18 protein-coding genes, 1 tRNA gene and 1 pseudogene are annotated in these 22,705 nt (G+C 56.3%); 8 read left to right on the top strand and 12 right to left on the bottom strand.

Annotated features, from left to right (window positions below; all coding sequences use genetic code 11):
* Nucleotides 1-67: 67 nt before the first annotated feature.
* From polA to ACSYSO_RS03555, 9 genes are all read right to left on the bottom strand, one after another.
* Complete coding sequence (gene polA, locus ACSYSO_RS03595) at nt 68-2,902, bottom strand: DNA polymerase I (protein WP_491702053.1); 2,835 nt, start codon at nt 2,900-2,902, stop codon at nt 68-70.
* A 65-nt stretch (nt 2,903-2,967) separates the two neighbouring features.
* Nucleotides 2,968-3,753 (bottom strand): ANTAR domain-containing response regulator, encoded by a 786-nt coding sequence (locus ACSYSO_RS03590; RefSeq protein WP_491702011.1) that lies wholly within the window; start codon nt 3,751-3,753, stop codon nt 2,968-2,970.
* An 87-nt stretch (nt 3,754-3,840) separates the two neighbouring features.
* Nucleotides 3,841-3,914: transfer RNA gene (locus tag ACSYSO_RS03585), tRNA-Leu, on the bottom strand.
* Between the two features lie 236 nt (nt 3,915-4,150).
* Nucleotides 4,151-5,593, bottom strand: coding sequence for a pyruvate kinase (gene pyk, locus ACSYSO_RS03580; protein ID WP_489798564.1), 1,443 nt, complete (start codon nt 5,591-5,593; stop codon nt 4,151-4,153).
* A 120-nt stretch (nt 5,594-5,713) separates the two neighbouring features.
* Complete coding sequence (locus ACSYSO_RS03575) at nt 5,714-6,730, bottom strand: TerC family protein (RefSeq protein WP_489798566.1); 1,017 nt, start codon at nt 6,728-6,730, stop codon at nt 5,714-5,716.
* A 47-nt stretch (nt 6,731-6,777) separates the two neighbouring features.
* The gene (gene uvrB / locus ACSYSO_RS03570) at nt 6,778-8,889 is read right to left on the bottom strand and encodes an excinuclease ABC subunit UvrB (protein ID WP_489798568.1); all 2,112 of its coding nucleotides are present in this window, start codon (nt 8,887-8,889) and stop codon (nt 6,778-6,780) included.
* A gap of 3 nt (nt 8,890-8,892) precedes the next feature.
* Complete coding sequence (coaE, locus tag ACSYSO_RS03565) at nt 8,893-9,588, bottom strand: dephospho-CoA kinase (protein ID WP_489798569.1); 696 nt, start codon at nt 9,586-9,588, stop codon at nt 8,893-8,895.
* Nucleotides 9,589-9,789: 201 nt separating this feature from the next.
* Nucleotides 9,790-11,271, bottom strand: coding sequence for a 30S ribosomal protein S1 (gene rpsA, locus ACSYSO_RS03560; protein WP_491702010.1), 1,482 nt, complete (start codon nt 11,269-11,271; stop codon nt 9,790-9,792).
* 134 nt (nt 11,272-11,405) lie between these two features.
* Nucleotides 11,406-12,323, bottom strand: a complete 918-nt coding sequence (locus ACSYSO_RS03555; RefSeq protein WP_489798573.1) for a bifunctional methylenetetrahydrofolate dehydrogenase/methenyltetrahydrofolate cyclohydrolase — start codon at nt 12,321-12,323, stop codon at nt 11,406-11,408.
* 139 nt (nt 12,324-12,462) lie between these two features.
* On the opposite strand from ACSYSO_RS03555, the gene ACSYSO_RS03550 reads away from it, so the two are divergent.
* The 3 genes from ACSYSO_RS03550 to ACSYSO_RS03540 all read left to right on the top strand — a co-directional run bounded on the left by ACSYSO_RS03550 (nt 12,463) and on the right by ACSYSO_RS03540 (nt 15,448).
* On the top strand, nt 12,463-13,566 hold the full coding sequence (locus ACSYSO_RS03550) for a metal ABC transporter solute-binding protein, Zn/Mn family (RefSeq protein WP_489798575.1): 1,104 nt from the start codon (nt 12,463-12,465) through the stop codon (nt 13,564-13,566).
* 206 nt (nt 13,567-13,772) lie between these two features.
* A complete protein-coding gene (locus tag ACSYSO_RS03545) occupies nt 13,773-14,615 on the top strand; it encodes an ATP-binding cassette domain-containing protein (RefSeq protein WP_489798929.1) in 843 nt (280 codons plus the stop codon).
* Nucleotides 14,612-15,448: a metal ABC transporter permease gene (locus ACSYSO_RS03540; RefSeq protein ID WP_489798577.1), complete on the top strand. Its 837-nt coding sequence runs from the start codon at nt 14,612-14,614 to the stop codon at nt 15,446-15,448. The genes ACSYSO_RS03545 and ACSYSO_RS03540 overlap by 4 nt, the downstream gene beginning before the upstream one ends.
* Before the next feature lie 185 nt (nt 15,449-15,633).
* On the opposite strand, the gene ACSYSO_RS03535 is transcribed toward ACSYSO_RS03540, so the two are convergent.
* Nucleotides 15,634-16,251: a CarD family transcriptional regulator gene (locus ACSYSO_RS03535; RefSeq protein ID WP_489798579.1), complete on the bottom strand. Its 618-nt coding sequence runs from the start codon at nt 16,249-16,251 to the stop codon at nt 15,634-15,636.
* Nucleotides 16,252-16,438: 187 nt separating this feature from the next.
* Between ACSYSO_RS03535 and ACSYSO_RS03530 the strand changes: the two are divergent.
* The 4 genes and pseudogenes from ACSYSO_RS03530 to ACSYSO_RS03515 all read left to right on the top strand — a co-directional run.
* Nucleotides 16,439-17,149: pseudogene (locus ACSYSO_RS03530) on the top strand (response regulator transcription factor); the annotation flags it as partial.
* 233 nt (nt 17,150-17,382) lie between these two features.
* Nucleotides 17,383-18,372, top strand: a complete 990-nt coding sequence (locus tag ACSYSO_RS03525) for a sensor histidine kinase (RefSeq protein ID WP_491702052.1) — start codon at nt 17,383-17,385, stop codon at nt 18,370-18,372.
* Between the two features lie 73 nt (nt 18,373-18,445).
* A complete protein-coding gene (locus ACSYSO_RS03520; protein ID WP_491702009.1) occupies nt 18,446-19,036 on the top strand; it encodes a LexA family protein in 591 nt (196 codons plus the stop codon).
* Nucleotides 19,033-20,373 carry a Y-family DNA polymerase gene (locus ACSYSO_RS03515; protein ID WP_491702008.1) on the top strand — a complete coding sequence of 447 codons (1,341 nt, stop codon included), beginning with the start codon at nt 19,033-19,035 and terminating at the stop codon, nt 20,371-20,373. The genes ACSYSO_RS03520 and ACSYSO_RS03515 overlap by 4 nt, the downstream gene beginning before the upstream one ends.
* A gap of 72 nt (nt 20,374-20,445) precedes the next feature.
* Here ACSYSO_RS03515 and ACSYSO_RS03510 read toward each other — a convergent pair whose 3' ends face one another.
* Nucleotides 20,446-20,952, bottom strand: coding sequence for a ComF family protein (locus tag ACSYSO_RS03510; protein ID WP_491702007.1), 507 nt, complete (start codon nt 20,950-20,952; stop codon nt 20,446-20,448).
* A 369-nt stretch (nt 20,953-21,321) separates the two neighbouring features.
* Nucleotides 21,322-22,158: an HAD-IIB family hydrolase gene (locus ACSYSO_RS03505; protein ID WP_491702006.1), complete on the bottom strand. Its 837-nt coding sequence runs from the start codon at nt 22,156-22,158 to the stop codon at nt 21,322-21,324.
* Nucleotides 22,159-22,266: 108 nt separating this feature from the next.
* On the opposite strand from ACSYSO_RS03505, the gene ACSYSO_RS03500 reads away from it, so the two are divergent.
* On the top strand, nt 22,267-22,704 hold the full coding sequence (locus ACSYSO_RS03500) for a metallopeptidase family protein (protein ID WP_489798586.1): 438 nt from the start codon (nt 22,267-22,269) through the stop codon (nt 22,702-22,704).
* Nucleotide 22,705: the final 1 nt, after the last annotated feature.

The following is a 22,705-nucleotide window of genomic DNA, read 5'->3' as shown; positions in this document are numbered from 1 at the left end:
CGCCATGTAGGCGCATCCTGCACATTCAGCGCACTGCAGTCCAAACGTGCAACAGACCAATCTTATGTCAGTGCGCAGCCGCCTGCCAGTCGCCACCGACTCCGATAGACACATCCAACGGCACCGCCAAGTCAACCGCATGCTCCATGGCGTCGCGTACCAGTTCACTTACCTGCTCACGCTCCCCTGGTGCTACTTCAAGCACCAATTCGTCATGGATCTGCAGGATCACACGGCTCTTGACCCCTGCCTGCTGCAGTGCGTCATCGGTACGAATCATCGCGATCTTCATGATGTCTGCCGCCGTGCCTTGGATCGGCGCGTTCAATGCGGCCCGTTCAGCAGCGTCACGCGCTGTACGACGGGTGGATTTCAACCCGGGGAAGTAGCGGCGACGACCGAACATGGTCTCCGTATACCCGTTCACACGAGCGTTTTCGACCAGTGACTCCAAATATTCGTGAACCTTGCCGAAGGTGGCAAAATATTTTGTTTTGAGCACATCGGCTTCAGCTGGGCTGATTTTCAGCTGCTGAGCCAGGCCGAACGTACTCAGACCATAAGCCAGACCGTAGCTCATCGCTTTAACGTGGCTGCGCTGGTCACCGGAAATCTCATCTACAGGCAAATCGTATACCAAACTTGCCACGTAACGGTGGAAATCCGCGCCCGATTTGAATGCATCAATCAACGCCTCATCGCCTGACAGATCAGCCATAATGCGCAATTCGACCTGCGAATAATCGCAGCTCAGCAGTGACTCATACCCTTCTGCCGGCACAAATGCGGAACGAATCTCACGGCCTTCGGCGTTGCGGTTCGGAATGTTCTGCAGGTTCGGGTCCACTGAGCTCAAACGTCCCGTAGCTGCCACCGTCTGCTCGAAAGTGGTATGGATGCGCCCGTCCCGCTTATTGACACTGTCGATAAGCGTCTGCACAATCTGCTTGAGCTTGTTGGTCTCCCGGTGCTGCAACAGTGCCCCGAGGAAGTTACTGGCACGCTCATCATTGGCATATTTAACATACATATTCTGCAATGTTGCGGCATTGGTGGTATATGATCCACCTTTGGTACGCCGCGATGGAGTCAGTGCCATCTCGTCGAACAGCACCACCCGTAGCTGCTTCGGGCTTTGCAGGTTGACTTCGTGACCGGCTGCGTCCCAAGCGATGCGCTGGGCTTGCTCAGCCTGCGACGAGAACTGTTCGAACAGCTCGTTCAATCGTACCTGATCAACTTTGGCGCCTGCCCGTTCAAGCCCCATCAGCACACGTGAAGTCGGCATTTCTATGCTGCGCAGCAGCCCGAACTGGTGACGCGTGTCGATTTGCTGCTGCAAGGTCTGTGCCAAAGCTTGAACTTCGGCTGCATGCAAGGCGTAACGGGTCTCGTCTTCATCTTCTTGCCCGTCTCCGTCCAAATCCAGTTCACCTTGTGCCTCCGGCTCGGGCATGGCGTCGATTTGCAAGAAATGCTGCGCCGCCTTATCAAGGTTTTCGGGATGGAAATCAGGGTGTATCAAGTAGCCTGCAAGCTTGGTGTCGAACGCCGGCTGCGGCAGCGATACACCGATGCATTCCAGCAGGTGCAAGTGCTCTTTATATCCGTGCACCACCAGTGACGAACGGTAATCGTCAACCACTCGCTGCACCACATCGTGACATGCCTGTGCCGTCTTCTGGCCCACCATGGCCAGTTCGCCGGCGACCAAAATCATGATCATGTCCAACGCCGTGTCTCCTGGCTTTGCTTTGCCTTCAGCGTGCAACACCCAGCTATGCTCCAGCGCTTCGGCACAGGTCGCATCTGCATCTACTGAGACCGTGCCGTCCCCAGGCAGAGCAGATTGGTCGTTCTCACCTTGTGCCGCAACGACCTGGGATGCCAAATGCTGCGACACCCAAGCCTCAAGCTCATCTGCATTGCGTATCTGCGTCACGTGAGGAATTTCCAACGCCGGCATTTCCGGCTTGGCAGAGGCATCTGCCAGTTCGAGCTCCACGTGCGCTTCACTGCCCATAAACGCACGGAGCAGACGATTCTTAGAGTTCCTGCCGAACTCGAGCTTGGTGATGACGGCATTCACTGCCTCTAAATCCACGTTACCGAACGTCAAATCGTCGACCGCGACCCCTAAGTCCATGTCCCGCACCACAGCGTTGACTTTGCGGTTGAGCTTGACCTGCTCGATGTTATCTCTCAGAGCTTCGCCTTTTTTCCCGCCGATTTCATCAGCATGATCAAGCACCCCCTGCAAGGAGCCATACTGGTTAATCCATTTTGCGGCATACCCGTCCCCCACTCCGGGAACTCCTGGGATGTTATCGGCACCCTCACCACGCATGGCGGCCAGATCGGGGTATTGCTGGGGTGTCACTTTGTACTTCTCGACAATGACCTCGGGGGTCATATGCTTCAGGTCTTTAAAATGATGCCCGGGATAGAGCACTGTGATGTGCTCGTCAATGAGCTGGAACGCATCCCTGTCTCCGGAAAGCACAAGCGTGCTGTATCCGGCAGCCTCACCCATGCTGGCCAACGTGCCGATAATATCGTCACCTTCGTACCCCTGACGTTCAAGGTACGTCACTCCAAGCGCTTTGAGCAGCTGCTGGATGATGGGAAGCTGAGAGAGCAGCTCTTCGGGAGCGGCATCCCTGGTGCCTTTGTATTGCGGCAACATGTCGTTGCGGAACGTGCCGCCCGACATATCGAACGCGACAGCCAGATGGTCTGGATGCTCAGCGTTGATGACACGGGAGAGCATGTCGAAGAAGCCCCACACGGCGTTGGTGGGTTGCCCGGCTGAATTGGAAAAATTCTCCACCGGCAGAGCGTAGTAGGCACGAAAGGCAAGGGAATGCCCATCAATGACCAGCAGCGTCCCCTCACCGCTCATCGTGCCATTTGTCTCACCATTCTCGACCTGCTCGACTGCCACGCCACATCTCCTTATGTGTTGGGTTACTCGCCTTGCTCGGGAGACACCTTGGCATCACCGTACTTGGCGATGATGGCCATTGCCAAACGCTTCTTGGGGATGCGCTGATCCATCGATGTCTTCTGAATCCAACGGAAAGCACCTTGCTCGCTGAAGTCGGCCTTGTCCATGAGCAGACCCTTGGCACGATCCACGAGCTTACGCTCCTCGAGCGAATCTTCAGCAGCCTTGAGCTTTTCTTGAGCCGCTTTGAGGTCATCCTGAGCTTTTTTCAACTCGCTTTCGCCGCGTTCCACAGTGTCCAGCAAATCATTGATTTCAGCAAAACGGCCGATAGCTACTTCCAAGGCCGGAAGCAGTTTCGACTCCTCATAAGGCTTGGTGACATACGCCATCACACCGGCACCGGTTGCCTTGCGCACCAAATCGGTCTGAGAGTATGCGGTAAGAAGCACTACAGGAGCGATATTCTCATCGCAGATAGTCCCGGCCGCGGTAATGCCGTCCATGCCCGGCATCTGCACATCCATGCACACCACGTCCGGACGGTGCTTGCGGGTCAGTTCCACGGCTTCTTCACCATTCGCCGCTTCCCCGACCACCTCATAGTCGTTGTCCTCAAGCATGGCGACCAGATCCATACGGTTCACGGATTCATCTTCCGCCACCACTACAGTGTGCTTGCTTGGTTTCTTGGATTCCTGCGGATCAAACTCGGGAACTTCCTCTTCTACAGCATCCACCGCTGCAGCCGCTTTCAACTCTTCTTCAGTGAGAATCTCTTCCATAGTATCCGCCTCCGCATTCATATGTAATCAACGTCCTTACATCTCCAAATGTAAAGCAAAAAGTAAATACGACGAGTATTTTCAGCCATCGGCTTGCGTCGCTAAGCGTGCCCTTGGTGGGACTCGAACCCACACTGCACAGATTTTGAGGCTGTTTCCTCTACCAATTGGGATACAAGGGCTTGTATCTGTACCGCAGCCATACAACCGCAAGCACTTTGACTAATATAGCATGCTCGTTCGACTGTACACGCCAGAAGCGGTAAGTACATCAAGTAAATTTTGTTCGGTACTGCTCAGTATTGTTTTGCGAACGGAAAACGGAGCCACACCTTGCAGCATGACTCCGCATATTCCCAGTAAAGCGCCGTTACTTAGCAGCGTTCGGCAATGAAGCAATCATTGCGGTTTATGTGACTCAGTCGCAAGCACCCACGGTGTGGATGTAGATTGAATCGGTACGACCGGACTGACGCTCACCTTGTGCAGAGCTGAGCACCACAATCTTATCACCGTCCGAAACCTTGCCCGCGGCGCGCAGCAGCTGATCCGTGGAGATCATGAGGTCCTTGCGGCTCTTGTCGTGGTAGTTCTCCTCAGTGCAGAACGCTTCGGTGCCCCAGCTCAGAGCCAGCCAGTGGAAAGTGTGCTCGTTGTTGGTAATACCGTAGATCGGGGCCTGCGGACGCTCGCGGGAAACACGGTGCACCGTGCTGCCGGTCTGAGTATAAGCCACGATGGCCTTAGCGTTGATCTTGTCTGCCAGATCGACGGCGGCGGAAGACACCGCGCCGGTGCTCGACATGTCAAGGTTGTCGATCTCAGGGATACGGTCGTAGCCGTGCTCGGTGGCATAGCCAGAGATGCGGGACATGGTGTTCACCGTCTCAAACGGGTACTTGCCCACGGCGGTCTCATTGGAAGTCATGGTGGCATCGGCACCGTCAAGCACCGCGTTGGCGCAGTCAGAAGCCTCGGCGCGTGAAGGCACCGGGGAGTTGACCATGGAACCGAGCACCTCGGTGGCCACGATGACCGGCTTGGCATACTGGCGAGAAAGCTCGATGCAGCGCTTGGTGACCAGAGGCACCTCTTCGAACGGCATCTCCACCGCCATGTCGCCACGAGCCACCATGATGCCGTCAAAGGCCTTCACGATGTCCTCAAGGTTCTCGACAGCCTGCGGCTTCTCGATCTTGGCAACGACGGGAATGCGACGGCCTTCCTCGTCCATGATCTCGTGAGCACGGTCGATATCGGAGGCGAAGCGCACAAACGACATGGCGATGATGTCAGCACCGGTCTGCACAGCCCAGCGCAAATCGGACTCGTCCTTCTCGGTGAGCGCAGGCAGGCTCACGGCCACGCCCGGCAGATTGATGCCCTTGTGGCTTGACACCGGGCCGGCCACAATCACCTTGGTGTGCACGTTGTTACCCTCGACCTTGGTGACCTCGAGACGAACCTTGCCGTCGTCAATGAGAATCGGATCCCCTGGGTGGCAGTCGCCCGGCAGGCCCTTGAAAGTGGTGGAGGTGATGTGCTCGTCGCCTTCGATGTCGTCAGTGGTGATGACGAATTCCTGACCGGCCTCAAGCTGAACCTTGTCCTCGCCCTCGGCGTTCTTCTTGAACCAACCGCAACGAATCTTCGGTCCCTGCAAATCAACCAAGACGGCAACGTTACGGCCCGTGGCCTTCGATGCCTGACGAACGTTGTTGTAGACCTTCAAGTGATCTTCAGGGGTGCCGTGCGAGCGGTTGAGGCGCGCCACGTCCATGCCATTCTCCACCAGCTTGGTGAGATTCTCCAGCGATTCGGTCGCGGGTCCTATGGTATCTACAATCTTCGCCTTGCGCATCGATTACCTATCCTGTCTGTTGATGAATGTACCGACCCGTGCATGCCGGGTCTTCTTCCAGCATACTAGGAGGAGGGTCATTTCACTCGTGCGACACCCAAATTCATGTGAGCGCTCACATCACACCTCGCTCTTTGCTTCGATCTCATCTTGTGCACCAGCTCGTTCATCATGACGCATTTTCAGCAGACTCGCCACCGAGGCTGCCACCAGGGCCACAACGATCACAGCCAGCGATACCCAGGTAGGGATCTCCGGCACCTGTTCAATCGGCTTGCCACCATTCAAGAACGGCAACGTATTCCCGTGCAGCGCTTCCATGACCAGTTTCACGCCGATGAAACCCAGAACTACCGCCAACCCGTAGGGCAAATACTCAAGCTTGTCAAGCAGGCCGCCAAGCATGAAGTACAGCTGCTGCAATCCCAACAGGGCAAACACGTTGGACGTAAAGACAATGAATGGGTCTTTGGTGAGACCGAAGATTGCGGGGATCGAATCGAATGCAAACATGACATCGGTGGTACCGATTGCGAGGAAGACAATGAGCAGAGGCGTCCATACCTTTTTACCCGCACGTTCCACACGCAGATGAGTCTCATCGTAATCGTTAGTGATATTAACCACTTTACGCAATGCCCGAATCAGCGCGTTCTCATGGTATTCCTCTTCGTCATCACCGTTACCGCCGACTAGTTTGACTGCCGTGTAGATCAGGAACGCCCCAAAGATGAAAAACACCCATGTGAACTTGGCGATGACGGCCGAACCCACCAGGATAAAGATTCCTCGCAAAACCAAGGCCACTGCGATACCCACACTCAACACATAGCGTTGCAGTCGCTTGGGCACAGCGAAATTCGACATGATGATGACGAATACAAACAGGTTGTCAATGCTGAGCGAATACTCCGTCAACCAGCCTGAGTAGAACTCAATGGCAGGTTGAGAACCGGCCACCCACCATACCAGCACACCGAAAATCAGTGATGCGACTATGAAAAACGCGATATGACGAACGCACTCCTTCATAGAGGGAATGTGTGGTTTGAGGCCGATAACAAACAAGTCAACGACAAAGAAAACGGCAAGCACCACAAAAGTGACCACCATGAATGGCATTGGGGTTTCAGACATACGCCAAGCTTACGGAATGGCGCTGACTGCATCCACACTTGTGACAGCTATTTCTGCGCTTCGGTAATCTGCCTCAGCTCCTTCTTCAAATCACGAATCTCATCTCGCAAACGTGCAGCAAGTTCGAACTGCAGCTGTTCTGCCGCCGTATGCATCTGGTCACTCATTTGACGAATCAGATCGGCCAGATCTTGCGCAGGCAAGCCGGCCTTGATGATGTCGTCATGATGCTTTTGCAAATCAGCATCATCTAGGCCGGTCAGAGCCACAGGCTTGACGCCTGCGCGTTTCTCGTCACGATAACCGCCATCAAGCAGAGCTTGGGTATCAATATCCTCTTTGGCCAGCATGTCATTGACATCACTGATCTTTTTAATCAGTGGTTTGGGATTCACACCATGCTCTTTGTTGTATGCAATCTGCTTGGCGCGGCGGCGGCTGGTCTCATCGATTGCTTTGCCCATAGCCTCGGTGACTTCATCTGCATACATGAGCACTGTGCCCGAAACATTCCTTGCAGCGCGACCAATCGTCTGTATGAGCGAGCGGTAGGAACGCAGGAACCCTTCTTTGTCTGCATCAAGGATGGCAACCAAGGAGACCTCGGGCAAATCAAGGCCCTCACGCAGCAGGTTGATGCCGACAATGACGTCAATTTTGCCTTCGCGCAGTTCGCGCAGCAACTCAACTCGCCGCAGTGTGTCCACATCCGAATGCAGATACTCCACTTTGATGTCGCGTTCCAGCAGGTAATCGGTCAGATCCTCCGCCATCTTCTTGGTCAGCGTGGTGACCAGAACGCGCTCGTTTTTGGCCACACGATCCTTGATTTCGCCCAGCAAATCATCAATCTGCCCTTTGACCGGACGCACTTCGATCTCAGGATCGAGCAAACCTGTGGGACGGATAACCTGCTCCACTACTCCGTCGGAAAGCCCCATCTCATAATCGCCGGGCGTGGCGGAAAGATAGACGGTCTGCCCCACACGTTCCAGGAATTCAGGCCACTTGAGCGGACGGTTATCCATAGCCGAAGGAAGACGGAACCCATGCTCCACCAGTGTGCGCTTACGGCTGGCATCCCCCTCGAACATGGCTCCGATCTGCGGCACAGTGACATGCGATTCATCAATGACCAGCAGAAAATCGTCCGGGAAAAAGTCCAGCAAAGTATGCGGCGCCGACCCAGGCTCTCTGCCATCGAAGTGACGGGAATAATTCTCGATGCCAGCGCAGGAACCAACCTGCTCAATCATCTCCAGATCGTATGTGGTACGCATCGAAAGACGCTGCGCCTCGAGCTCCTTGCCTTGCTTCTTCAGTTCTGACACACGCTGAGCAGTCTCTTCCTTGATGGATTTCACGGCCCGTTCGGTGCGCTCAGGACCTGCGATGTAGTGTGATGCAGGGAAGATATGCACAGAAGGTTCATGAGCCACGACATCACCTGTCAGCGGGTGCAGTGTGGAAATACGGTCGATCTCATCACCGAAAAACTCGATGCGAATAGCCAGTTCCTCATAGACCGGAATGATCTCGACCGTGTCCCCACGCACTCGAAATGTGCCGCGGGTAAACGCAATGTCGTTGCGCTTGTACTGCATGGACACGAACGTACGCAACAGTTCGTCTCGATTGACCTCTTGCCCCTCATGCAGCATCAGCATACGGCCGGCGTACTCTTCGGGAGTACCCAGGCCATAGATACATGAGACTGTAGCCACTACCACACAATCGTTGCGGGTCAACAGGTTGGCCGTGGCCGCATGCCTCAGCCGCTCCACATCGTCGTTGATATTGGAGTCCTTCTCAATGTATGTATCAGTCTGAGGAATGTATGCCTCAGGCTGGTAGTAGTCGTAATACGATACGAAATAGCTCACGGCGTTATCCGGCATCAGCTCGCGAAACTCCGCACATAGCTGCGCAGCCAACGTCTTGTTTGGCTCCAAGATCAGCGTCGGCCGCTGCAGCCGCTCCACCAGCCACGCAGTCGTGGCGGTTTTACCGGTGCCTGTGGCACCCATCAGCACGACGTCGTTCTCGCCGTTTTCTATGCGCGTTGCCAATTCCTCAATGGCTTGAGGCTGATCACCAGACGGCTGGTACGGCGACTTGACCACAAACGGCTTACTGGTACGTTCGATGTTGAAACCCACGACTTACCTCCCCATGTCCCCTCGCTGCCACGATGAATACAGCATATCAACACACTCGAACATTTGTTCGAGTGGCTGTGTTGAGTCAATAATGACGTCGGCCAACGCTTTACGTTCTTGTTCACCCACTTGACTGCGCACCCGCCCTCTGGCTTGTTCCTCACTCGCCCCACGCAATACGACCATGCGCCTCATACGTTCCACTTCAGGCGCTTCCACACTCACTATGCAGTCAAACGTAAACGGCATCTCATTGACCACCTGCGCCAGTAGCGGAACATCATGCACCACCACCGTATAAGTGCCAGCTATCGCTTTTCTTTTAGTCTGCATCACGGCAGAGGAGCGCTGCGCATTGAGCATAATCCGCTCTTCGCGCTGAGCAAGCTGATAAATCAGCGGATGCTCAATGGCGTTCAGCATCTGCACGGCACCACGATCGGCGCCGGTCCCGAATACGCGTTCGGCCATCCACGCACGATTAAGGGAACCATCCGGCAAAGCTGCCTGCTCACCGAACGCCTCCACAATGCGCCGCATCGCTTCTCCCCCAGGCGCAACAACTTTTCTGGCAAGCACATCATAGTCAATCAGCAAAGCCCCAAGCTTGCCCAGTCGTGCGGCAACGGTGCTTTTCCCCGCGGCGATTCCCCCGGTAAGCCCGACCCTTACCATGCGCAAATCAGAATCAACCAGCATACCGGCTCCTCGCCAACTCGATACATATGGTGTTGTTACTGCTCACCATCACCACAACCCGCAACCTGCCATAGATGCAGTCATACCCTGCCATGCCCAGACACAAGTGCATATGCAAAGTGGGTGGCGCAACAATCTGCACCACCCACTCCATGACCGGCTTGCTCAATGCGAGCCGCATCAACGGACTACGCCGCTAGCTCACTTCTTCTCGTTCATGAGCTGCTCACGCAGAGCTGCGAGCTGATCGGAATCAGCAAGCGTGCCCTCGGTAGCCGCCTGAGAGGAGTAGTTCGTGGACTCTTCAGGAGCACTTTCGCTGCTGGAAGCCTGGTTGTCGGCGCTTGCCGAAGCCTCAGCCTTCTCGTTCTCCTTGATGGCGAACTCCTTGTGCTGCTCCCACAGATCGTGGGCCGCTGCGTACTGGCTCTCCCATTCCTTGCGCTGCTCCTCGTAGCCAGCGATCCACTCGTTGGTCTGCGGGTCGAAGCCTTCAGGATACTTGTAGTTGCCCTCGTCGTCGTAGTCGGCAGGCATGCCGTACAGCGCCGGATCGAAGTCCTCGGAGGAGGCGTCAACGGAATCGTTGGCCTGCTTCAGGGACAGCGAGATGCGGCGGCGGTCGAGATCAACGTCAATGACCTTGACGAAGATTTCCTCGCCCTGCTTGACGACGGTCTCCGGGTTGTCGACGTGACGGTTGGCCAGCTCGGAGATGTGCACCAAGCCTTCGATGCCATCTTCGACGGACACAAACACACCGAACTGCACGATCTTGGTGACCTTGCCCTTGACGATCTGCCCGGGCACATGAGTGCGGGCGAAGCGCTGCCAAGGATCTTCCTGGGTGGCCTTGAGAGACAGCGAGATACGCTCGCGATCCAAATCCACATCCAGCACCTCGACAGTGACCTTGTCGCCAACCTTGACGACCTCGGACGGGTGGTCGATGTGCTTCCAAGAAAGCTCGGAGACGTGGATGAGGCCGTCCACCCCGCCCAAATCGACGAATGCGCCGAAGTTGACGATGGAGGAGATGACACCCTCGCGAATCTGGCCCTTCTTAAGCTGAGCCAAGAAGGTCTCGCGAACTTCGGACTGCGTCTCTTCGAGGTACTGACGACGGGAGAGCACCACATTGTTGCGGTTCTTGTCGAGCTCGAGAATCTTGGCCTGAATCTTCTGACCGATGTAGGGAGAAAGATCGCGGACACGGCGCATCTCAACCAAGGAGGCGGGCAGGAAGCCACGCAGGCCGATATCGACGATCAGGCCGCCCTTGACAGCCTCAATGACAGTGCCTTCAACCACACCGTCATCGTTCTTGATCTTCTCGATGTCGCCCCAAGCGCGCTCGTACTGTGCACGCTTCTTGGAGAGGATCAGCCGACCTTCTTTGTCTTCCTTCGTGACGACGAGCGCCTCGATGGTGTCCCCGACTTCGACGACCTCATCAGGACTCACGTCCTTCTTGATAGAAAGCTCACGGGACGGGATGACACCTTCGGTCTTGTAACCGATGTCAAGCAGCACTTCATCATGGTCAATCTTGACGACCGTGCCCTCAACCAGGTCACCGTCATCGAAATTCTTGATGGTGGAATCAACCACCTTGATGAAGTCTTCTTCGGTGCCGATGTCATTGATCGCAACCTTGGCGACTTCGTTATTGTTTTCTGCCATTAACGTGGTTTCTGTTCATGTGTGGATGGATAATATCAGTGTTAAGTTGTAGAAACAGCGACAAACGCTGCAACAATCCCTAAGAATATAGGGAACCCTAGCCAAAATTATGCTGGCATTCCGGGCGTGTCGCATCACTGAGCCGCAGCATCCCTCTCCGCCATCTCCACGACGTTGGTCAGCAGCATGGCACGCGTCATCGGTCCGACTCCCCCAGGATTGGGTGTGTAGGCACTTGAGCGTTCGTAACATGCCTGGTCCACGTCACCGGCAATGCGGTACTTGCCGCTCTGCTCGTCGAACACACGAGAGATGCCCACATCAACCAGTACGGCTCCTTCTTTAACGTCTTGCGGTTTCACGAAGCCTGCCACACCAGTGGCGCTCACCACTACATCTGCACGCGACACCTGCTCCGCCACATTGCACGTACCAGAATGGCAGAGCGTTACCGTGGCATTGACATCCCTACCCGTGAGCAACATGCCGATGGTACGCCCCACAGTAATGCCTCGGCCTATCACGCACACGTTCTTACCATCCAACGACACCCCATACCGGTCAAGCAACGTGACGATGCCTCTGGGCGTGCACGGCAACGGGAACGCTGCACCCGATTGCTCCAGCACCCCGGTTCCCTGTGTGTGCAACGCCAGCTGGCCCAAGTTGTACGGGTGCATGCCGTCAGCATCCTTGGCAGGGTCGATATGCTCGATCACAGCCTGCTGGTCAATGCCCCGAGGGAGAGGCAACTGCACAATATATCCCGTACACGCACGATCGCGATTGAGTGCTTCGACCTCGCCAAGGACATCCTGCAAGGAAGCACTCGCCGGCATGTTCACCGCAATGGAGTGGATGCCCACCTGTGCACAATCGCGGTGTTTGCCAGCCACATACTTCTGCGAAGCGGGGTCATCCCCCACCAGTACCGTGCCCAGTCCCGGAGTGATGCCCCGACTGCGCAAAACATCCACGCGCCGATGCAGATCTTCCTTGATTGCCTTGGCCGCAGCCTTGCCATCCAACACCAACGGCTGATTGACTACCATTTCTTCACTCCTTCGGCGAACCGTGAAACCGCTTCCGCTGAAACGGGTATCGTTTTCTGTATTGTAGAGTGGAAACCATCGTTTTACAATCCGCGTACCGAAAGCAGGTACGGGACTGCGAACCTCGGGAAGGCGCAAGATGAAACATCGCATATTGCTCAAGGCCGTGACGCTTCTGGTGTCCGCCGGCATGCTCTCCTCATTGGCCGCCTGCGGCTCGAAGGGAAACAACGATCTTGACAACGACGAGAAGGCCGCTGCCCAAAGCAGTTCCAAAACCGTCGGCAAAATAGATGTCGTCGCCTCCATCGGTCAGTGGGGTTCCCTCGCCGAGCAAATCGGCGGCAAGCATGTGCAGGTACAGTCCATTGTCAACGGCACCTCCGGGGATGCCCACGATTTCGAGCCTCAGACCGCCGACATCGCCAAGATTCAAAAGGCACAGGTATTGCTCACCAACGGAGCCGGATACGACGACTGGGCCGGCAAAAGCATCGCCAAGAAGACCACCAGCGTCAGCGCCTCGGAGCTGACCGGCACCAGGACAGGCAGCAACCCGCACCTGTGGTTCTCCAAAATCGCACGCCAAGCGGTGGCCTTGTCTCTGAAGAATACGTTTATCGCCATTGAGCCAAGAAACGCGACGGATTTCAAAAACAATTACGAGAAGTGGCAGTCGCAGGAAAAAACCCTCGAAGACAAGATGCAGAGCTTCAAGGACGCACACAACGGCACTCCGTACGTCGCCACAGAATCAGTGGCCCATTACCTGATGGACGACTTGGGCTTGCAAGACGTGACACCAAAAGGTTATGCACGTTCTTCCTCCTCTGAAGGAGAGCCTTCGCCGTCGGACCTGCAGAAGTTCAAGACCATACTCTCCTCCCGTCAAGCCGCTCTTCTGATCAACAACACCCAGGAAGCCAATGACGCTACGAATATTCTGACCGGAACAGCCGGACGCAGCGAAGTACCCGTAGTGGATGTGAGCGAACAGATGCCGGAGAATGAGAAGAATCTCGTTACCTGGGTCACTCATCTGATGAACAACGTAACCCAAGCCCTGAAAAAGTTCGACGGTACCGCTGTTGATCATCCGGTTTCTCCCGACAACACCAGTGGCGCTGGAGATGCATCGAATTCGGCGGGAGACGGCACGGGCAGCACCACACCGCAGCCTTCCCCATCTCCAACGGCGCCGTCGGCACCTTCCAACGAGGGGCAAACCGATCCCGGCAAGTAAACGGACGGGGTGATGCCAGCCGCACTCCAACCGCAAGACGCCGTGTTGTCCAACTCACGTGTAGGCATAACGCTCAGATACCAACTCTGGTCAGCATCTGAGGCAATCATAGAATCAACAACCGCACTATCTCACAGGAGGCCAGTGTGAACGCAGCATGTACCGAAACATCAACCACCACTGCGCCCTCAAACGAGAATGAGGACATGGCCATCTCGTTTACGGATGCGAGCATCAAACGCGGCGACCGCACCATATGGAGTCATGGAAATTTTGGCATCCCCTATGGTTCCGTGACTGCGATTGTGGGCACCAATGGTGCCGGGAAAACCACAATGATGAGTGCGGAACTGGGTCTGCTGCCACTGTCCACCGGTTCGCTGCAAGTACTGGGAGGCAAGCCCGGAACCGTCAACGGACGCATCGGCTACGTGCCGCAGAACTACGCCGGCGACATCGAATCGAACCTAACTGCCGAGCAGTCGGTCTTTCTGGGAATCAACGGCACACAGTTCGGTCTGCACCCGTTGACTGCCGAACAAAAACAGCGTGCGTATGAGGCCATGACGTTCACCGGAGTGAGAGACAAAGCCAAGTATCGTCTCGCGGAGCTGTCGGGAGGTTTGCGCCAACGCGTAGCCATTGCCCAGGCCATCGTCGGTGAACCGGATTTGCTGATGCTCGATGAGCCGCTTGCCAATCTGGATTTGGCTGCCCAGCACGAGACCGTACACGTGCTGGCAAAACTCAACCAGGACTTGGGCATGACCATTCAGGTAGTGGCGCACGATCTGAACATGCTGCTGCCCATTCTCACAGGAGCCGTCTATCTGCTGGACGGACACCCCCATTACGCACGCATGAACGAAGTGCTCGACGCTGACCTGCTCACCCATTTGTATGGCACCACCGTACAAGTGGTAACGACTCCGCAGGGCGACATGTTCGTCACTCCAAGCCCCGATGAGCCGCAGGACATGACGCTTGACACGCACAACCCTGCCGAAGTCGCGCAATTCCATCACCACCATGCAAGGAGCAAGCAATGAGCGCTATCGATTTCCATTTTGAGCGCGACTGGATGGCGGTGCTCAACGAGCCGTTCATGACCAATGCGTTCATCGCCGGACTGTGCATTGCCATAGCAGCCGGAGTCATGGGCTATTTCACCATTGCGCGCAAGTCCACATTCGCAGCTCACTCTCTGGCGCACATCGGTTTGCCTGGTGCCACTGGAGCGGTATTGCTGGGACTCCCTGTCTCGCTGGGAATGGGAGTGTTTGCCTTAGGAGGCGCTCTCATCATCGGTGCTCTGGGCAAGCGTGCCTCACAACGAGAAATCGCCACCGGTACCGTACTGGCGTTCGCCACCGGATTGGGATTGTTCTTCGCCCGACTCTCCAGTTCGGCCTCACAGCAGATGCAATCCATCCTCTTCGGTTCCATTCTGACCATCAGCGACGATCAGATCATCGGCTTTGCAATATTCGATGTGGTGCTGCTCGTCGTGTTGGCGGTAATCTACCGTCCTCTGCTGTTCAGCTCCCTCGACGAACAGGTGGCGCAGGCCAAAGGCGTGCCCGTGGGGCTGATGAATGTGCTGTTCATGTCCATCATGGCAGGTGTCATCACTATTGCCGTGCCTGCGGTGGGCACACTGCTCATTTTCGCTCTGGTAGTCACCCCCGCAGCCACCGCCAACATGATCGTCGGCTCTCCCATCGCATCGATGGTAGTGGCGGGCGTGCTCTGCTTGGTTTCCATCTGGGGAGGACTGGCCATCTCCGCGATGTTCCCGGCGCCCCCAAGCTTTATTATCGTCACCATCTCCACCCTGCTGTGGCTCGTGGCAAAAGGTATACACACCCTGCGTAACCGGTGATGGAATTTGCCGGCACGATGCGCCGCACCCCGGCACTGCGCCCTACACAAAGAGCCGTGTCGAAAACTGCAACAATACAGGAAACTGCAACAATACAGCGAGTGGCGGTACCGTTATGAACACGATACCGCCACTCGTTTTATATTAAGCCGTCGTGTCTTTGGCAGCCCCAAAGACACAGGCCTCTACTTCTTCTTGGCTTTCGCTGACTTCTTCTCTGCCGCCTCTTCTTCAGCCACGCGTTCCAAGGTTCTGGCCGCAGGTTCATCGGGCTCTTTGCTGTGGTGCTTGGCATCGGCCTCTTCCATCGGCACATATCCCAAGTTGACATCCAGCAGATGCTGAGCCTCATCCTCTTCGATGCTTTCGGAAAGCGCAATCTCGGAAGTCAGAATGCTGCGCGCACGGGTAAGCATGCGCTTCTCCCCTGCGGAAAGACCATGCTCATCCACGTCGCGCTGCGCCAGATCACGCACCACTTCGGCGATTTTGTTGACATCACCGGTCGATATCTTCTCGACATTCAACTTGTATCGACGAGACCAGTTCATCTTCTCTTTGTCGACGATCGGGGTGCGCAGAATCTCGAAGACCTTGGATACCTCTTTGCCGTCGACGATATTACGCACGCCGACCTTCTTGACGCTGTCTACAGGCACATCGATGACGAGCCCGTCTGACGACAACACCGAGAGCTGCAAATAGTCGCGTTTGATGCCTTTGACCGTATGTTCCGTGAACGCCACAACCTTCGCAGCGCCATGACGTGGATAGACGACTACATCGCCAATCTCATACCCCATGAATCCTCCATGAGCTTACCATTGAATTCCTGCCATTATGCCACGCCGCTTGGACCAACGAATGGCTATCACTGGCTCTGACACCGCAGATACTGTGCCGCCCATGGGGAAACATACACATCCACAAAGCGCCAAAGGTGCACGGTACGGCTATTCTTGGAAACATTACGTAGGAGAAAGGCATCATATGGAGAGCAGCGTCATGCAGGATTCTGGAGCACCTGTCATCCTGGTGGTCGAAGACGAGCCGGATCTGGCCACGGCCATAGCCCAACGCATAGCCGCCCAAGGATGGCAGGCCCAAGTAGCCGGCGATGGGGCCAGCGCGGTGCAGGTGGCTCGCGACTTGAAGCCTGATCTGGTGATTATGGACGTGATGTTGCCGGTGCTGGACGGTATCAGCGCCACCAAACGCATCATCGAAGAACGACCGGTACCGGTGCTCATGCTTACCGCGCGAGATGCAGAATCCGACAAGGTCAATGGCCTACGCGCAGGAGCCGACGATTACATGACCAAACCTTTCTCCCCACGCGAGCTTATCGCCCGGTGCGAAGCATTGCTCAGACGTGTAAAAAAGGCCGGCATTATTGCTCAGCACCACGCCCAGGAGCAACAGTTGAACTTCGGATCCATCGTCATCAACCCCAAGGAGCGGGCAGTGACCTTGCGAGGTGAGCAAGTGCACCTGACCCCCACTGAGTTCGACCTGCTGGTAACCCTGGCACGCAAGCCCAAAACCGTTTTCCGCCGCGAAGAGCTGCTGAAGACCATCTGGAACTGGTATGATTCCTCAAGCACCCGCACTGTCGACTCGCATGTCAAGGCGCTACGCCATAAGTTGGGCACGGATTGCATTCGTACAGCCCACGGCGTGGGATATGCGTTCATTCCTCCGCAGGACTCCACGGTTGAGCATACCGATGCAGGTGCCGGCACCGCTGTTGCGGCGGCCATTGGCAACACCTCCTCTCTGCCGTCAAGAGGAGACAACGGCGGGTTGCCGAATCGCTCCATCCCCTCACAGAATTATCTGTCATAATGCACAAACCAAGCATCGACGCCGTGAAAAACGGTTCGGAAAAGATTCTTGAGACATCACGACCCATCGGACTGTTCTCCTCACTCAAAATGGAGTTGAGCGTCATCATCGTCTCCTCCACCGGTATCGCGTTCGTCATGGCGTGGTTTCTGCTCAAAGGAGGTCTGAGCGGCTGGATCGCCATGCCACTGACCTTGGCTGTGACGCTTGGCATCACGTATCTGTTCTCCCGCGGATTGACCGCCCCGTTGCGCCAGATGCGCGACGCCGCCGAAGCGATGGCCGAGGGTGACTACAGCGTGCGCGTGAAGACCGACGACACCAGCAAGGACGAGGTCGGTCAGTTGGCGCACTCATTCAACGATATGGCAGAGGAACTTGAGCACGCCGACCAGATGCGCCGAGACATGGTGGCGAATGTGAGCCATGAATTACGCACCCCCGTCTCGGCTTTGCAGGCCATGCTCGAGAACCTTGCAGATGGCGTGGTGGAACCGACGCCAGCCAATTTGGAAAGCATTCTGAACCAGACCCACCGACTGTCGGATCTTATTGCATTTCTGCTTGACCTGTCACGTATGGAGGCAGGCGCGGCAAGCCTGAACATCGAGCAGTTCAACCTTGCGGAGTTTTTGGACGAAACCATCGAGCCTTTGGAAATCGCCGATGCCGGACACAGCCATACGCTGGACATACGAGTGCCGCAATCGCTGAGTCTTGAAGGAGACCGTGACCGTCTGCGCCAGTTGTTCACCAATGTGATCTCAAACGCCTTCAAACATTCCGAGGATCACACCGAGATTCTGATACAGGCGCATGAGGACCGTATTCATGGCACCATTGTGACCAATGTAGTCAATTTCGGCCAGCAGATTCCCAAGTCAGAGCGCACGGACATTTTCCACCGGTTCGTCAAAGGACGAAACGGTATGGGCACTGAATCCGGCGGCACCGGCATCGGACTGTCGATCGCCCGCTGGGCGGCTCAGCTGCACGGCGGCAATGTGAGGGTCGTAGACGACAATCGTGGCGTCGATTTCGAGATCATCCTACCTAAGCATCATATCGCCGAGCGGTAGGCGTCAGTAGCGGTGTCTATGGGAGCACTCATACTGGTATTCGAACATATGTTCGAATACCAGGAGGTGAGATATGCATTCCGCAAACGTGGCGACAACATTTGAGCGAGACTGCTCGGTGACGTCCATATTCCGCTCGCGCCTGTCCCCCACGCCGGTACCGATGGCACTGGAATCGGTACACGCCGGGTTTCCATCGGTCGCACAAGACTACTTTGCAGGCGACTTCAGCTTTGACGAACAGATCATCACCCACCCTGATACCACATTCATCATCACTGTGGCAGGAGATTCCATGGAGGGGGCGGGCATCTGGGATGGCGACTTGCTGGTGGTAGACCGCTCCCTCTCACCCGAAGACGGAGATGTGGTTCTTGCCGTCCTGGATGACGAGCTGACAGTCAAACGCCTGTTGCTCAACAATCAACAGCCCATCCTGCATGCCGAAAACCCCAACTATCCAGATTTCACCTCATACGACGCCAGCGAACTACGCATTTGGGGTGTTGTGGTGGGCAACTTCCACCAGCAACGACGACATACCAAGCAGTTGTCCACCTTCCCCACGCACCGGCAACGAACCGCTGTTCCCGGCACGATGCGTCCGACCTCCAAGCCAAATCCAAACATTGAGCCTTCATCGGCGAAACGACAGAACAGATGACCATTTCACCGGATTACGAAACCTCATCAAGCCGATATGTGCTTGCCGATGCCGATTCCTTTTTCGCCTCGTGCGAGAGGGTGTTCGACCCATCACTGGAACACAAGCCGGTCGTCGTGCTCTCCAATAACGACGGATGCGTGGTGGCACGATCCAGCGAAGCCAAACAGTTGGGCATCACCAACGGCACACCGTGGTTCAGGCTGCGCACCCGCGCCCAAGAACTTGGCATCGTTGCTCGGAGCTCAAACTACGAACTCTACGCCAGTCTTTCGTCGCGCATGATGTCAGTGATGGATCGCTTCTTGCCTGGGCAGGAGATCTACTCCATCGACGAATGCTTTATGAGGCCCCAATGGGGAGTCGAACACACTATGTCCCAAGCAACGGCAATGCGACAAGCCGTACTCACCAGCGTCGGCATTCCACTCAGCATCGGCATCGCCCCTACCAAAACTCTGGCAAAAATCGCCAACCATTGGGCCAAGGACCACCCATCATCCCACGGGGTGACCATGTGGAGCGACATGGAACGCCGATACGGCGACCAGGCACTTGCCAGCATTCCCGTAGAACGGGTGTGGGGCGTAGGCCGACATATTACCCGTAAACTGCAGGCCATCGGCATCATAACCGCGTTGGATTTGCGCAACTGCGACCCCGCCGCCATCCGACGACGGTTTTCCGTCACCCTGGAACGTACCGTACTGGAACTCAACGGCGTGCCGTGCATCACTCAGGAAAGCGATGCCAACATGGGCATGAGATCCGGGGAGATACTATGCTCAAGGATGTTCTCACACCCCATCTCCGGTTTCGACGATATGAGTCAAGCACTCAGCGTTTACGCGCAGAAGGCCTGCCGTCGCCTGCGCAGGCAGCACAGCCTATGCTCGTACGTATCCGCATTCTGCTCCAGCAGCCCGTATGGAGAAGAGCGGGAACGCGTAAGCATCAGAGGCACAGCAACCCTGACCAATCCCAGCGACGACCCGTTGATCATCACCAAGGCCGCTTGCGACGCGCTGCGTAACCGGTTCGACCACCATGCCCGTTACGTACGTGCCGGGGTGATGCTGCTTGACCTCACCGACGCAGCACAATACACCACATTCGATGGGCTCGAGCCGCAACGAGACACCCATGAACTCGGTGCGGCGCTCGACCAGATAACGCATAAGTTCGGAGATTTTCATGTCGGAATCGGGTACGGTGGCATTCGCGGAACCGGCCGTGGCGATAACGACACCGGTGCCACATGGTCTATGAGAAGGGACATGCTCTCTGCGCGGTGCACCACACGCTGGGATGAAATGGCGGTAGCCCATGCACGATAATTATCGCTCCGAGCCAACTGGATTAACACCCTTAACCTCATAATATTTGCGCACAAGACTGAACATCAGCCTCTAGACAGTAGCGTCGCTGCTTGCAAGAGCCAGGCAACACACTTGGTACGCACCTGACAGACGCAGGACTTTGACACACTGGCGCATGGTGGCTCCCGTGGTGACGATGTCGTCGATCAACAGCACTTTCCGACCTCGGCAATCTGCGTGAGGAACCGGCACTATGTGCCCTTGAATGCGTTTGGCACGTCCGGCAGCACCTCCGGTCTCCACCGACTTTGCACTCACCCCATGTATCTGCAACACCGACTGCGCCTGCGCTTCGATACCCGCTCTCCGCAATTCGCGAGCCATGATCTTTGCCACACGCAACATATGATTACGCCCACGCCGCCGCATCGATCGGCTCGAGGACGGTGCGGGCACCACAAGGAACGTATGAGGCCCTCGCTCAACACTGTTCGCAACTCCTGACGTCACGGCAAGATGCGCCAGCGCAGCACCGAACACCCGGTCACATTCCTGATCGCCATGATCTTTCCACAGCAGGATGGCCCGCCTCGCCATCCCTCGGTACCGAGCGCAGCAGTAGCCTATCCCTCCGTCTCCTCCAACACCCAACTGCCGACGATGCACACCGTGGAACAGCACAGTACATGTCGGGCACAGCACTTCGTCCGGAGCATCACATCCAGCGCATCCACGCGGTGCGATTACATTCACCAGTGCGGCAATACACCGTCGAATACCATAGACTAGCCGCCCGCCATATTCTTCATCGGTACCACCGCTCAGGCGAGATGAAAATAGAGGCAATATTGCTGTCGCTCGTATCATGCTCCCAAAATCTATCAGCCCGATGCCAAAAGCGACGGCACACACACCTCATGTGGACGAAACCTCAAGGCCAACGGCGTGTCGCCCGTCAATACAACGTCACCCACCATTCGTTCCGCGCGCATTGTCATCTTCCAGTACGGAGATAATGCGATCGCACACGCGCAATGTGTCAGCGGGACCCGACACACGTATGGGTCTTGTACCAGCAAGCGCAGCCGCGTAATCGTTGCCGTCAGGATCCATGCGATCACCGACGAACACAACCTGGTCAATACCAATGCCCAACATGTCACACAGCTTGCCTACCGCATACGCTTTATCAATCCCTTTGGCCGAGATATCAATACTGGTGGACCCGCCAGAACGCACCACCAATTCCGGCACATCAACGGCCACTGCAGCTGCCAAACGGTCCTTCTTGGCGTTGGTGGGATCCCAACGCTCCTTGGCCTCGACGGGAGCCGACTGTCCCAGAGCCGAGAAGGTGATCTGGCTGCCACGATCTTCGATGCGGTCCCCCCACACATCCTGTTCCCAAACTCCTTGGGCTTTGGCATGCCGTTCAATGGACGCTTTAGCGGCACGCCGGGCCTCATCACTCAGGTCGAGCGAATACTGGCAGCGCCACTGCCCATCAGCCCAACGGTAGTAGCGTGTGCCGCTGGTCGGCATGATATGCACATGCTCACGGTTTGCACTCCCCCCAAGCATATCCAGCACCTGACTGCGTGCCAAGTCGAAACTGCCGCCGGTGATTACCGCCACCGGAACAAGCTTGGTGAGCTCGGTGATACGCGCCGCCATGTCCGGCAGCATCGGCTTCTTGGAACGAGCCAGCGTATTGTCAAGATCGAAGGCGATGGCTTTCATGCCCCGGGCCACGACCGTCATATCACCATCTAGCCACACCGGTATGTTGACTGGCTCCATCATCGCTCCCGTTCCGGTCAGGCACCGAGCCCGAACTCACTCACTGCACTCTAGCAGCACACAGACCCGTATGCTACAGCAGATGCCCGAGCCTCGTCATAGCATGAAAGCATGCTACAACCCCCTTGGCTCTCCCACACCTACCGCAACCCTCATGGACGAGGAGTGCGAACCCCGCCTTTTGGCGTGCGCCTGCCCCGCTATCGCACCAAGTCGGGCTCATTCGACGATATGGCGTCCTCGCAGATTCGCAGACTGAGCCTGGCCTGGCCCGAACTGACAACTCCAGTACAGTTCGCCGTGGAAGACGTGCCCCCTTCCGGCCCTGTGCCATGGGAAGGCCGGTCACATCTCACATCGCACTGTTTCCCTGCCGGGCGCGGCGTGCCCGCTCGCATCGTGCTGTACCGCATGCCCATGCAGATGCATCACCCTGACCGTCAGGAATTGCAGTGGGCCATTCGAGATGCGCTGGTCTCCGGACTGGCCGAACTGTACGGACGCCGTCCCGAAGATATTGACCCGGACTGGAGCGGTCTGGAATATTGAC

The organism is Bifidobacterium sp. ESL1130 (assembly GCF_058507935.1).
Note: the sequence above shows the minus strand (reverse complement) of the source record. Positions and strands in the feature narration are given on the sequence as shown.